Annotated in this window: 11 protein-coding genes; 4 read left to right on the top strand and 7 right to left on the bottom strand. The window is 70.0% G+C overall.

The window, feature by feature from the left end:
- Positions 1 to 173: 173 nt before the first annotated feature.
- The 3 genes from ACYQ78_RS36000 to ACYQ78_RS36010 all read right to left on the bottom strand — a co-directional run bounded on the left by ACYQ78_RS36000 (position 174) and on the right by ACYQ78_RS36010 (position 3,492).
- A complete protein-coding gene (locus ACYQ78_RS36000) occupies positions 174 to 1,544 on the bottom strand; it encodes a ricin-type beta-trefoil lectin domain protein (protein ID WP_459805451.1) in 1,371 nt (456 codons plus the stop codon).
- A 180-nt stretch (positions 1,545 to 1,724) separates the two neighbouring features.
- Positions 1,725 to 2,699 carry a hypothetical protein gene (locus tag ACYQ78_RS36005; RefSeq protein ID WP_459805452.1) on the bottom strand — a complete coding sequence of 325 codons (975 nt, stop codon included), beginning with the start codon at positions 2,697 to 2,699 and terminating at the stop codon, positions 1,725 to 1,727.
- Positions 2,674 to 3,492, bottom strand: coding sequence for a hypothetical protein (locus tag ACYQ78_RS36010; protein ID WP_459805453.1), 819 nt, complete (start codon positions 3,490 to 3,492; stop codon positions 2,674 to 2,676). The genes ACYQ78_RS36005 and ACYQ78_RS36010 overlap by 26 nt, the downstream gene beginning before the upstream one ends.
- A 231-nt stretch (positions 3,493 to 3,723) precedes the next feature.
- On the opposite strand from ACYQ78_RS36010, the gene ACYQ78_RS36015 reads away from it, so the two are divergent.
- From ACYQ78_RS36015 to ACYQ78_RS36025, 3 genes are all read left to right on the top strand, one after another.
- A complete protein-coding gene (locus ACYQ78_RS36015) occupies positions 3,724 to 5,178 on the top strand; it encodes an MFS transporter (RefSeq protein ID WP_459805454.1) in 1,455 nt (484 codons plus the stop codon).
- A gap of 73 nt (positions 5,179 to 5,251) precedes the next feature.
- Positions 5,252 to 5,569 carry a nuclear transport factor 2 family protein gene (locus ACYQ78_RS36020; RefSeq protein ID WP_459805455.1) on the top strand — a complete coding sequence of 106 codons (318 nt, stop codon included), beginning with the start codon at positions 5,252 to 5,254 and terminating at the stop codon, positions 5,567 to 5,569.
- A gap of 122 nt (positions 5,570 to 5,691) precedes the next feature.
- On the top strand, positions 5,692 to 7,578 hold the full coding sequence (locus ACYQ78_RS36025; RefSeq protein WP_459805456.1) for a hypothetical protein: 1,887 nt from the start codon (positions 5,692 to 5,694) through the stop codon (positions 7,576 to 7,578).
- 455 nt (positions 7,579 to 8,033) lie between these two features.
- Here the strand turns inward: ACYQ78_RS36025 and ACYQ78_RS36030 are convergent, their stop codons facing one another.
- Both ACYQ78_RS36030 and ACYQ78_RS36035 read right to left on the bottom strand, forming a co-directional pair.
- Positions 8,034 to 8,570 (bottom strand): NUDIX hydrolase family protein, encoded by a 537-nt coding sequence (locus tag ACYQ78_RS36030; protein ID WP_459805457.1) that lies wholly within the window; start codon positions 8,568 to 8,570, stop codon positions 8,034 to 8,036.
- Entirely contained in the window at positions 8,567 to 8,770 is a 204-nt protein-coding gene (locus ACYQ78_RS36035) for a helix-hairpin-helix domain-containing protein (protein ID WP_459805458.1), read from the bottom strand. The genes ACYQ78_RS36030 and ACYQ78_RS36035 overlap by 4 nt, the downstream gene beginning before the upstream one ends.
- On the opposite strand from ACYQ78_RS36035, the gene ACYQ78_RS36040 reads away from it, so the two are divergent.
- Complete coding sequence (locus tag ACYQ78_RS36040; RefSeq protein WP_459805459.1) at positions 8,755 to 9,216, top strand: protein-tyrosine phosphatase family protein; 462 nt, start codon at positions 8,755 to 8,757, stop codon at positions 9,214 to 9,216. The genes ACYQ78_RS36035 and ACYQ78_RS36040 overlap by 16 nt on opposite strands.
- A 375-nt stretch (positions 9,217 to 9,591) precedes the next feature.
- On the opposite strand, the gene ACYQ78_RS36045 is transcribed toward ACYQ78_RS36040, so the two are convergent.
- Together ACYQ78_RS36045 and ACYQ78_RS36050 are read right to left on the bottom strand one after the other, a co-directional pair.
- Positions 9,592 to 10,281, bottom strand: coding sequence for a GNAT family N-acyltransferase (locus ACYQ78_RS36045; RefSeq protein ID WP_459805460.1), 690 nt, complete (start codon positions 10,279 to 10,281; stop codon positions 9,592 to 9,594).
- A 411-nt stretch (positions 10,282 to 10,692) separates the two neighbouring features.
- Positions 10,693 to 11,391: a methyltransferase domain-containing protein gene (locus tag ACYQ78_RS36050; RefSeq protein WP_459805461.1), complete on the bottom strand. Its 699-nt coding sequence runs from the start codon at positions 11,389 to 11,391 to the stop codon at positions 10,693 to 10,695.
- Positions 11,392 to 12,002: the final 611 nt, after the last annotated feature.

Here is a 12,002-nt window from a genome sequence, read left to right on the forward strand (position 1 = left end):
CCGCGTGCGGCGGGGGCCCGCGGTGCCGGTACAACTGAGCGGCCCCCCTCGTCTTGCGGGCGAGGGGGGCATTCACGTGATGATGACCCCCCTCGTCCACGGAACGAGGGGGGTCTTCCCCGATGCGGGGTCAGGGCCTGGTGACTCGGGCGCCGGATCCCACGTACAGAGGACTAGAAACCGGCCGTGATGCGGGTGAACTCCCAGCTGGGCTGGGCGACGCCCGAGCAGGTGTCGTTCAGTGCGCCGGCGCACTGACGGTCACGGTTGACCGACCAGAAGGCCAGCCGACCGAGGCCGCGGGCGCGGGCCCAGTCGCGGATCTGGGTCCAGGTGGCCACGGTGGTGACCTCACTGTTGTCCGAGTAGCCGTTCATGCCCGAGATGCCCATGCGGGCGTAGGCCTGCGCGTCGGTGTAGCCCCACAGCGACTTGAGCTGGTTCTTCAGCCCTTCGGACGCGCTGACGGTGGCGTTGTAGATGTTGGAGGCGCCGAAGTTGAACGGCATGAGGGTGTAGTTGTCGATCGGCACGTTCAGCGCGCGGGCCTGCTGGAGGAAGCGGGCCTCGGCACCGGCCGGGCCGCTCTGGCTCGTGCCGATGGTGACGACGATCCGGATGTTCGGGTTGTTCTGCTTGACGATCTTCAGGCCGTTCAGGATGCGGTCCTGGACGGTGTAGTTGCCCATCTCGTCGGTGTTCTCGACGTCGAAGTCGACGACGTTGGGACCGTGGGCGTTGATCACCTGCTGCACCGCGCCGGCGAAGGCCGCCGGAGTGGAGCAGTTCGGGCCGAGCTTGTTGCCCGACCAGCCGCCGAAGGAGATCTGGACCTGACCGCCCGCGGCCTTGATGGCGTTGATGGTCGACTGGTCGGTGCCGCCGGTCAGCGGACGGGAGCCGTCCCAGCGCGGCACGCAGCCGCCGCCGGACAGGATGAACGCCATCGTGAACGACCGCACGCCGGTCTGGCTCATGATCGAGGTGGCGCTGGGCGGGCTGCCCCAGCCGAGGTAGAGGTAGGGCGTGCCCGGGAACTTCGCGGGGTTCGGGTTGCCGGGGTCGGGGTTGCCGCCGCCGGTCGGGAGGGTCCAGCGCTGGTTGGCGCCGGCGAAGCAGTCCCAGATCTGGAGCGGGGTGCCGTCGGCGGAGGAGTTGCCGGTGGCGTCCAGGCACTTGCCGAGGGCCCGCAGGGTGCCGTCGGCCTGCGGGGTCCAGTTCTGCGCGGCGCTGCCGTTGCAGTCGTAGAGCTGGACGCGGGTGCCGTTGGCCGAGCTGGCCGCCGCGACGTCGAGGCACTTGCCCAGGGCGCGGATGGTCTGGCCCGTACCGGTCGTCCACTGCTGGGCGGTGGTGCCGTTGCAGGTGTAGAGCTGGATGGCGGTGCCGTTGGCGGAGCTGGCGGCGGCGACGTCGACACACTTGCCGCCGAACCCGGTGATCTGACCGACCGCCGCCTGGGCGGGGGCCGCGACGACACCGGTGAGCACGAGCGCGGCGGCGCTCAGCACTGCTCCGGCGCGCAGCAGTAATCGAAGACGCATGGGGTTCTCTTTCTCACACGGAAGCGAGGTGAGGAGAGGCAGGGCGGTTGCTTCTCCCCTTAAATTAACTCGGATGGAACACCCTCCCACAGACCCTTGTCAATAGGAAAGTTTCCGAATTAATTCACCACCGCGAGACCTATGTACGCCTTCTAACTGCGGGAATGCGCTCTCCTGTCATCACCGCCCGTCGAGCAGGTGGAGAAGTCTGGTCACTTCCGCCCGCAGGAGGCTGTCCGGGGGGAACCATCGGGACCGTTCCGACAGCGCCCGGGCGGCGTGTCCGGCGGCGTCCGCCCGGGCCCCTGTCCGGGCGATCACCACCCACGGCCGCCCGGGATCGGCGCCGCCCCACCACGGGCGCGGCCGGACCGAGAACAGGCCCGCCGCCAGCCGCGCCGCCCGCCCGGCGTCTCCGGGCCGGTCGGCCGCGAAGTGGGCGTCGGCCGTCAGCAGCGCGGCCCGGATCTGCCGCCCCACGTCGAGCGGCCCGGCGAGGGAGACGTAGCCCTCGGCCACCACCAGCGCGTGTTCGGCCGCGTCGCCCGCCGCTTGGGCCGTCGCGAGGCGGGCCCCGGCCTCCAGCACCCGGGCCTCCCAGGTCAGCAGGTGGTCGTCGCCGAGGACGCCGGCCCGCCGCCCGACCTCTTCGGCCGCCAGCTCCACCGCTTCCGCGCTCCAGCGGTGGTCGGGCTCGGCCAGCGGGAGCATCAGGAGGGTGGTCACCAGGTCGGCGCGGGCCACGCCCGTCCAGTGGTCGTGGCGGCCCAGGGTCTCGCGGCGGCGGGCGAGTTCGGCGCGCTGGGCCGTGAGCGCCCGGCGCAGGTCGTCGGGCCGGGCGCGGCGGGCCAGCCAGCGGAGGTGGCCGCTGGCGATCTCCATCGTGACCGGGTCGTCGGGGCCGAGGGAGACCCCGGCCTCGGCGTGGACGGCCGCCCAGGACGTCACGCTGTCGTCGACGTGGCGGGTGTGGCTCAGCTCCGTCTCGGTCGCGGCGGCGATGCGCAGCGCGATCGAGTGGGAGGCGCCCAGGTGGGCGCGGGCGCTGGCCAGCAGATCGCCGAGCTCCGCGGCGGCGGAGGGCCCGCCCGCGCGCACGATGGCGCGCAGGCTGGCGATCCAGGCGCGGTCAGGCAGCACGGGGACCGTTGTCACGTTCCCGTCCCTCCGTCCTGATGGTCGCGCGCAGGGCCTCCGCGGCGGCTTCGAGCAGGTCGGCGGCGGCCATCCGCTGCGGGACGGCCAGCCGGGCCGACAGCACCCCGACGACCGCGTCGGCCAGCGCCGGCAACGCCTCCTTGGTACGTTCCACGACCGCGATCCGCTCCGCCAGCGCCGGGCGGACCCCGTCGAGCACCACTTCGGCCGGGACGTGCAGCCCCCGCGACGCGTCGATGATCACGTTGCGCAGCAGGCAGCAGACGTCGCGGGCGTCGGCTCCCGGGCCGAAGACGGCCATCAGGTCTTCGACCGCGCAGACCGGCGGTTCGAATTCGGTGGCCCGGAGCAGGCCGGGATGGTCGGCCGCGAAGTCGGCCACCGCCAGCACCAGACCCTCGGCGGCGGCCATCCGGCCGGCCGGTCCCGTCTCCAGCATCTGTAGCCAGCTATCGCGATAGGGCCAGAAGGCCCACACGACGGTCTCGCGCGCCAGTTCGGTCAGCGCGTCGACCCGCCCGAAGCACTCGGGCAGCTCCGTGTCGTAGGCCGCCGCGAGCGAATGACGCGCCCTCGGCCCCACGACCGTGTACAACGTGCTGGTCGAGCCCCCCGACACGTCCAGCACCTTCTTCCCGACCCGGCCCTCGGCCTCGGCCACCTCGCGGCAGGCCGCGTAGTAGACCGTTCTGGTCGCCCAGTGTCGCTGCCCGTGACGGCTCCCCTGTAACAGGCGTTCCCGCCAACGGGCGGCCACGCTCCGGCGAGATTCCGTGAGTACGTCGGCCACGACCCCTCCCACCCGTACGGAAGTATTCGAATTGTCGAAGTGAAGACTACAGCTGACTTAAGTAAGTTTCACGACCCAATTGCTTGTGGTGACACTGGTGAGGATGTTCATCAGGTGTTCCGTGCGGAAAGACGGCCGATCGGCCAACAGGGCGGCCCCGGACCGAATCTTGTTCGAGGGCACGCATAAGATGCACAGGCGATCTGCACGAACAGGCACGGAAGGCACCAAGTGAATCCCCCAGCCCCCCGCGGCGGCGCGGTCATCTCAGCTCTGGCGTCGGCGGGGATCGTGGTCTCGGTGATGCAGACCATCGTCATTCCGATCGTGCCCGAGCTGCCGCGATACCTGCACACCGACGCCGCGTCGGTCACGTGGGTGCTGACCGCGACCCTGCTCGCGGGCGCCGTGGCGACCCCCGTCACCGGGCGCCTGGGCGACATGTTCGGCAAGCGGCGGATGCTGCTCATCTGCCTGGGCCTGCTGGTGGCCGGGTCGGTGGTGGGCGCGCTGAGCTCCTCGCTCGTCCCGATGATCGTCGGCCGGGCGCTCCAGGGCTGCGCGGCCGGGGTGATCCCGCTGGGCATCAGCCTGATGCGCGACGAACTGGCTCCCGAGCGGCTCGGCTCCGCGATGGGCCTGATGAGCTCCTCGCTCGGCGTCGGTGGCGCCCTCGGGCTCCCGGCCGCCGCCGCGATCGCCCAGAACGCGAGCTGGCACCTGCTGTTCTGGGGCGCCGCCGCGCTCGGCCTGATCTCGATGATCCTCGTCTGGACGCTCGTCCCGGAATCGAGCGCGCGCAGCGGCGGCCGCATCGACGTGCCCGGCACGATCGGCCTGACGGCCGGCCTGCTCTCCCTGCTGCTGGCCATCACCAAGGGCGGCGACTGGGGCTGGAACTCCCCGCTCACGCTGGGCCTGTTCGCCGCCGCCGTGGTGATCCTGCTCATCTGGGGCGTGTACGAGCTGCGCCGCCCCGGCCCCCTCGTCGACCTGCGCACCTCCGCGCGGCGTCCGGTCCTGCTCACCAACATCGCCTCGATCGCCATCGGCTTCGCCATGTACGCCCAGGCGCTCGCCATCCCGCAACTCCTCCAGCTGCCCGCCGCCACCGGCCACGGGCTCGGCCAGACGATGCTCGTGGCGGGCCTGTGCATGGCGCCCGGCGGCCTGGTCATGATCTTCGTGTCGCCGTTCTCGGCCAAGCTGTCGGCCTGGAAGGGCGCCAAGGTCTCCCTCATGACCGGCGCCCTGCTGTTCGCCATCGGCGACCTCGCCGCCCTGTGGCTGCTGAGCGCGCCCTGGCAGCTCATCGTGGTCAGCCTCATCACCTCGACCGGCATGGCGCTGGCCTTCGCCGCCATCCCGGCTCTGATCATGGCGAACGTCCCGCAGAGCGAGACCGCCGCCGCCAACGGCCTCAACGCCCTGATGCGCTCGGTCGGCACCTCCACCGCCAGCGCGGTCGTCGGCGTGGCGCTGGCCCACATGACCCAGCCGTTCGCCGGAACCGTCGTCCCGACCCTTGACGGATTCAAACTGACGTTCATTCTGGGGGCGGCGGCCGCCATGCTGGCGGCACTGATCATGGCGTTCGTGCCCGGCAGGCGTGCGGCTGTGGCGTACGTCACCGCCACAAAAGAAGAGCCGGGTATGGCGACCGCCCACGTTCACGGGCCTTCATAACCGGCATATCGTCCTCGTGAGCGGGGATGTGGCCCACAAGGACACATCACCCGATCACATAGCGAGGACCACGATGGATCCGCTTCTACCCGCCATCCAGCAGATGCTCGACGCCACCAACCGGGGCGACGGCGCCGCGCTCCTGGGTGCGTTCGCCGAAGACGCGGTGGTCGTGAACTTCGGCCGGAGTTTCGAGGGGCGCGACCGCATCGCCGACTGGGACGCGCAGGACAACATCGGCAGCCGCACCAAACTCGTGGTCACGGGGGCGCGCACCACGGGCGACACGACCACGGTCTCGGTCCACGTGTCCGGCGACGGCTACAACGGGCCGGGCACGTTCACCTTCCGCACGCACGACACCCTTATCGACCGTCTTGACATCACCTGACTCTCGGCATCACTTCCATACTTCCGGGTCGGAAAGGTCCGTCAAGCGCTAAGAAAGGCTGGTGCAAGCGGAAGCTTCATAACTTGTTCACGTACGCGACAAACGTACGAGAAGGAGCGCGGATGGCCCACGAGGGGGACCGCCAGGGACGGGGCACGGCCCTGGCGGCCGGGGAACACGCACTACACGTCGACGGAGATCTGCGTGCGGCCCGCGAGTGGTTCGAACAGGCCTGGGGCGAGGCCGAGCAGGAAGCCGACCACGACGGAATGGCGCGGTCGGCGCTCGGCCTGAGCGGCATCTGGGTACACGAACACCGCACCGGCGAGGGCGAGGCGACGGTCCGCGCCCGCCAGTGGGCGGCCCTGCGCGCCGGCGACCCGCACTCCGGCCTGGCCCGGCGCCTGCGCATCCGCCTCACCGGCGAGGAGGACTACCGCTGCGGCACCCACGAGGCGATCCTGCGGAAGGTCGACGACGCCCGCCTCGCGGGCGACGCCGTCGCCCTGGTCGAGGCGCTCAGCCTGGCCCACCACTGCCTCCTCGGCCCCGAACACGCGACCCTGCGGCTGGGCCTGGCCCAGGAGATGATCGGCCAGGCCGCCCGCACGGGCCGTCGCGGCGACGTCGTGATGGGCGTGATGTGGCGCGCCGTCGACCTGTTCCTGCTGGGCGACCCCCACGCCGAACGCGGCCTGCGCGAACTGGTCGCCTTAGTCGAAAAGGGCCCCCACCTGGCCGCGGGCTTCATCGCCGGGACGATCCAGGTGATGCTCGCGATCCGCGAGGGCCGGTTCGGCCACGCCGAGAGCCTCGCCGACGCCAACGTCGAACGCGGCACCGCCGCAGGAGACCGCGACGCGGCCGGCTGGTGGGGCGGCCAGATCGGCACCATCCGCTGGTACCAGGGCCGCATCGCCGAGTTGCTCGACCTCTTCCACGACCAGGCCGACAACCCCGTCCTGAGCGCGATCGACAACAGCTACTTCTCCGCCGTGGCCCTGGCCGCCGCGACCGCGGGCGAACACCGTCTGGCCACCGGGATGCTGGCCCGCATCCGGGGCCGCGACCTGGCCGCACTCCCCCGCTCGAGCACCTGGCTCTTCACCCTGTACGGCGTCACCGAGGCCGCCCACCTCCTCGGGGACGAGACGCTCTCGGCCGAGATCTACGACCTGCTGCTCCCCCACGAGTCGTCCCCGGTGATCGCCAGCCTGGGCGTCACCTGCCTCGGCTCGGCCCACCACCCGCTGGGCGTGGCCAGCCTGACGATGGGCCAGATCGACCGGGCGATCGGCCACTTCCAGGCGGCCGTCCGCGACAACCTGGCCCTCGGCCACTGGCCCGCGACCGTCCTGTCCCGCTGGCGCCTCGGCCACGCCCTCGCCGCCCGCCACGGCTCGACCGACGAACTCGCCCTACGCGAACTGGAAACGGCCACCAAGGAGGCGGCCGAGCTGGGCATGGAACTCCCGGCCCCGATGTCCCGCCGCGTCCTGGGCCCCGCTCCGGCGTCGGCCCGCCGCCACGGCCGCCACTGGCGGATCGACCTGGGAGGCCGCTCGGTCCTGGTCGAACACAGCGTGGGCATGGGCCACCTGGCGGTTCTGGTCTCCAACCCTGGCCACGAAGTGTCGGCCGCCGATTTGGCCGGTGTCCCCGACCGGCCGGCGGCCCAGCCGGTGATCGATTCGACGGCGCGGCGGGCGTACGAAGAGCGGCTGACCCGGCTCCAGGAGGCGATCGAGGAACGGGAGGCGCTGACCGACGCGGCCGGGGCGACGGCGCTGCGGGCCGAACACACGTGGCTGGCGGAGGAACTGGCGGCGGCGACGGGCTTGGCGGGGCGGTCCCGGGCCTTCGCGGGGGACGGGGAACGGGCGCGCGTGGCGGTGGGGAAGGCGATCCGGCGGGCGCTGGCCCGGATAGAGGAACTCGATCCGGCGGTGGGGGCGGAGTTACGCGCGACGGTCAAGACCGGGGCGCGGTGCAGCTACCAGCCGCGCTGACCAGCGGGTCATCCACCAGACCTCGGCCAACGCGAGGGAGCACGCCGATCGATGGCCACGGCCACGTCAGCGATCCAGGCGGTGCTACGCCCGCCTCATCCTGACGCGAACGAATGCCACATTGTCGGTGGCCGCATTGCCGATTTCCCGAGCGCGCTGACACCAGTCGGGCGTGAGGGAGCGTCACATTCCCAGCCGCTGTTGCCTTTCCGAGCCCTTGCCACATCGTCGGCTGCCGTCCTCCCCGGAAGCGCTGCACAAGCCAGGCGCGTGAGGGTGCCGCATCGCCGGCTGCCGTCTTCCCAGGCGTGATCCAGACGCGCGGGAGCATCGCGTCGCCGCTTCCCAGGTAGAGCGCGCTCACCACGCCGCTGATGTGGAGATCTGCTTTTCTCGCGCCCCCGGCGGCCGGACCTTCAGCCTGGGGGCGCGCTCTACTCGTACAAGACTGGAGATCAGACGATGCGGCCGACGTGGGCGAGTGCCTGCTTGAGGAGGGTGCCCTGGCCGCCGGTCATCTCCTGCTGGACCATCGGGGAGGCGGCCTCCTCCGGGGTGAACCACTCGAGGTCGAGGGCGTCCTGCCTGGGGGCGCAGTCGCCGGCGACCGGGACGATGTAGGCCAGCGACACGGCGTGCTGGCGGGGGTCGTGGTAGGCGGTCACGCCGGGGGTCGGGAAGTATTCGGCGATGGTGAAGGGCTGCGGCGACAGGGGGACGCGCGGGAGCGCGACCGGCCCGAGGTCTTTCTCCAGGTGGCGGAGGAGGGCGTCGCGTACCTGCTCGCCGTAGAGCACCCGCCCGGAGACCAGGGCGCGGCTGACGGTGCCGCCGGCGCCGATGCGGAGCAGCAGGCCGACGTGGGTGACCACGCCGTTCTCGTCGGCGCGGACCGGCACGGCGTCGACATAGAGAATCGGCAGGCGCTCACGCATGAGAGAGAGCTCGTCAGATGACAGCCAGCCCGCCGCGGTTTCGGTCATTTCGGTCATCGCTCGATCTTATCGGGATCGCGGAAGGACAGTCCGGCGGCGGTCAGGGCCTCGGTGAGAATGCGGATGCCCTTGGGGCCCATCCCGTGGAGGGCCAGCAGTTCCCTGGAGGTGTGGCGGGTGACGTCTTCCAGCGTGTGGCAGTTCACCCCGGCCAGCGCCTGGGTCGCCGGGCGGCCTATCGATGGGAGTTCGGTCATACCAGCAGATCGTAGGAGAGCATGGGGGTGTGGCGCTGACCGGTTCTCTCCAATTGCCCGACGGGACGTATGTAAGGGGGCGTGGCGTGGGGAAACCCCTGCCGCCGGGGCCTCTTCCCAGCTTTGGGCTGTATGTCCTGGAACGGGCACCCGAGGTGGCGTGGCCCTCGGAGTGGATCAAGTGGCCCGACTTCTGGCTGCCCGCCGATTCTGGGGCGGCTGTCCGGGCGATTCATGGGCTGTACGAGCGCGCTCGGGGTGGAGAGGACGTGGAGGTGGCGTGCCGGGCGGGGGTCGGCCGGACCGGGACGGTGATCGCCTGCCTGGCGACCTTGACCGGGCTGTCTTCGCGCGAGGCGATCGCCTGGACGCGGGCTCATCATCATCGGCGCGCGGTGGAGACGCCTTGGCAGCGACTCTGGGTCAGACGGTTCGCGTCCCGGTGATCAAGGACCTGAGCAAGCCCCTACGAGCTCCTAACAAAATGAAGCCAGCTGAACCCGACGCCGGTGCGGCGAGATGCGACACCTGCATAGGCGGCGCTTGGCAACGGCGAGTTGTAGGGCACCGGAGCCACTTTGTTAGGACCTCTAAAACAGGTCCCTCAATCGGGTCCCCTGAAACAGGTCCCTGAGCGGGGGAACTGAGCGGCCGAACTTGAGCAGGCCCCTTGCCGGGGACTTGAGCCGAGGTTGAGGAGCTTTTGGCCAGGCTCCTTTAGGGAGTTGGCTTAAGCGTATGAGCAGAGAGCTTTGAGCAGGGACTGAATGTCTCTGGGGCGGCGACCGCCTTCATCGCGAGCTTCCAGACAATCTTTCGTATCACTGCGGTTGGCCCTTGAGGTGGTTGCGGGCCGGGCTCCGGCTGTCTTCAGCTCCGGAGATGCCCTCGGGCCGGGGCCCGGTCTCCTGCGCGTCGAGCAACGCGGCGGTGCGGGCGGTCAGCAGGCGGACGGGATAGCCGAGGCCGGGCATGGGGTGGATCTTGTCCGAGGCCGGGTGGAAGCCCATGCGAGTGAGGAGGATGTCCTGGCCGTGGGCCGTGCCCGCCAGGACCCAGACCAGCTTGCGGCCCAGCCTCAGCGTGACGGAAGCGCCCGACAGGATCAGCGACCGGCCGACGCCGCTGTGGCGGTGGGGTGCGGCGACGAGCCATCGGCCGCCTTCCACGACGTCTTCCGGGGTCAGCCCTTGCTGATCGAGCAGGTCGCCGGCCTGGGGTTCCACATCGAGGACCCAGCTCGGGTCGAGGTTCTCCAGTGGGGCGAACCGGGCCGCGCCGACGATCTCACCGGTGGGGAGGCGGGCGATCAGGTGGTAGGCGACCTCGTCGTGGCCGTCGTGGTCACCGCTTGACGGGAGGCCGAGCCCGTGGAGCACCTCGCCACGGAACTCGACGAGCTCCTTGTGCCACGACTCAGCGCCGAACTCCCCATCAGGCACGTGGACGTCGATCGTCATCGAACCGGCCCGGAGATCCGGCTCCGTGGTGAGAGGTTGGACGGCCGTCATGATGCCTCCGCGCGAAAGGGTGTTTCTGCAAGTGGACGACTGTCACGAAACCCACGGAGCGATATCGGCGACCGGCGGCCCCTCACGCCGATGATCGTCACGATGGCGCCGGGATTCGATGGGCGCCCGGTAGCGCGGACGGTCTCCCACGTCGAGGCCCCTCACGATGACCTCACTATGACGACAGCCCCGAGAGAAACACCCGACCGGCAACGCGAGCGACCTCTCGGTGCCGCGAGGCCCCTCACAACAACCCCGAGCCGAGATCGACGACCGGCGATGCGGACACGTTCTCGTCGATGGTTCTCACGACGCTCCGAGTTGAGTGGACGACCGGCGGAACGAGGTGACTTTCCGCCGCCTCGACCCCGAGATGAGAGAGGCGGTCAATGGCATGCCACATCGCTGACGTCACAGCGATCCCGTGACGAGATAGATGGGCAGGGCCGTGAGGAACTCCCCCGCCTCGTCGGCGTCCTTCACCGCGGCAAACCATGATGGCGGCGCCGGGATCAGGCGCTCGTCGAAGACGGGGATGACCGACACGGCGTCGGCCAGGTCGGTCGACGCTCCGAGAAATGCCCTGACCTCCGTCTTCGTGACGCCCTGGCGGGCCAGACGACGGCGCAGGGTGCGGCCCATCGACGGATGGGGCACGACGGTGCGGAACACGCCGAGGACCTGAGCGGCGAGATCCTCCTCGACTCCGTCGACCACGAGGCCGGTCCAGTCGACGTCGATCAGGCAGATCCGGCCACCTGGGGCGAGCGCCCGGACGAGATTGGCGATCACCCGGTCGGCCTCCGGGACGTGCTGGAGCAGGCGTTCGGCCCAGACGACGTCGAACCGCCCCGGCCGGTCGAGAGTGGTGAGATCGGCGGTCTCGGCGACGACGCCGGGGATCTCGGCGGCGGCGCCCGACATGACCGGGTCGGCGTCGATCGCGGTGACCCGCGCACCCAGGTTCGCGAACCGGGCCGCCATGTCACCCGGACCGCATCCGGCGTCGAGGACCCGCTCCCCCGGTTGCACGTCCAGCAGGGTCAGTCCCTCGTGCCGGATGGCCTGGACCATGGGATGCCGGGAGACCCGCTCGAGGTATCCGCGCATGTCGTGACCGTGAAACACCGCCATATGGCGCCCCCGTGGCTGGGTCAGTCTGACGAGTCGAGCGTGGCAACCGGCGCACCAGGCGGCAAGGACCGTTCCAGTCAGGCATTCCTAGCTCAAAGGGGCAAATCGGTTACTGTGCGCCAGTCGCCCCCATTCGCCACTAGCGGAGGATGAGCACTTCTCTATCAACACCAACCGTCTCCGACCCACACAATTCACCAGCGGAGCACCCCAGCCAGCTCTTTCTCTAAGCGACAGCCGCCGGTCCTTCACCAGCAGCGGACCACAACGAGCACTTCTCCCTTGGTGCCAATCGCCTATGACCCGCACCATTCAGTGACGACAGACCGCAAGTAGCTCTCCCTTTGGCATGGGTCGCCTCCAAGCCGGACCGTCACCAACAGCCTAGGCATGTGCCGCTCACCCCGATCCGCGCTGTCGTGCGACGACATGCGGTCGCCCAACGGGCTCAACACCGATGGCGGACAGCGATCAGCTCTTCTTCATCGAACTGCGCCGCACCATTCACCACTAGCTGTACTCGGCCATCAGGTTGGTGACTCGCCGTAGCTGATGCTTGATCAAATGGAAGACCTCCGGATGTGGTG

It is taken from the genome of Herbidospora sp. RD11066, assembly GCF_054661255.1.

Bases quoted from the DNA above. Each gene is read 5' to 3' on its own strand.
- ACYQ78_RS36000 (WP_459805451.1), bottom strand. From the start codon at position 1,544: ATGCGTCTTCGATTACTGCTGCGCGCCGGAGCAGTGCTGAGCGCCGCC.
- ACYQ78_RS36020 (WP_459805455.1), top strand. From the start codon at position 5,252: ATGGATCCGCTTCTACCCGCCATCCAGCAGATGCTCGACGCCACCAAC.
- ACYQ78_RS36050 (WP_459805461.1), bottom strand. From the start codon at position 11,391: ATGCGCGGATACCTCGAGCGGGTCTCCCGGCATCCCATGGTCCAGGCC.
- ACYQ78_RS36040 (WP_459805459.1), top strand. From the start codon at position 8,755: ATGGGAGTTCGGTCATACCAGCAGATCGTAGGAGAGCATGGGGGTGTG.
- ACYQ78_RS36035 (WP_459805458.1), bottom strand. From the start codon at position 8,770: ATGACCGAACTCCCATCGATAGGCCGCCCGGCGACCCAGGCGCTGGCC.
- ACYQ78_RS36025 (WP_459805456.1), top strand. From the start codon at position 5,692: ATGGCCCACGAGGGGGACCGCCAGGGACGGGGCACGGCCCTGGCGGCC.
- ACYQ78_RS36045 (WP_459805460.1), bottom strand. From the start codon at position 10,281: ATGACGGCCGTCCAACCTCTCACCACGGAGCCGGATCTCCGGGCCGGT.
- ACYQ78_RS36030 (WP_459805457.1), bottom strand. From the start codon at position 8,570: ATGACCGAAATGACCGAAACCGCGGCGGGCTGGCTGTCATCTGACGAG.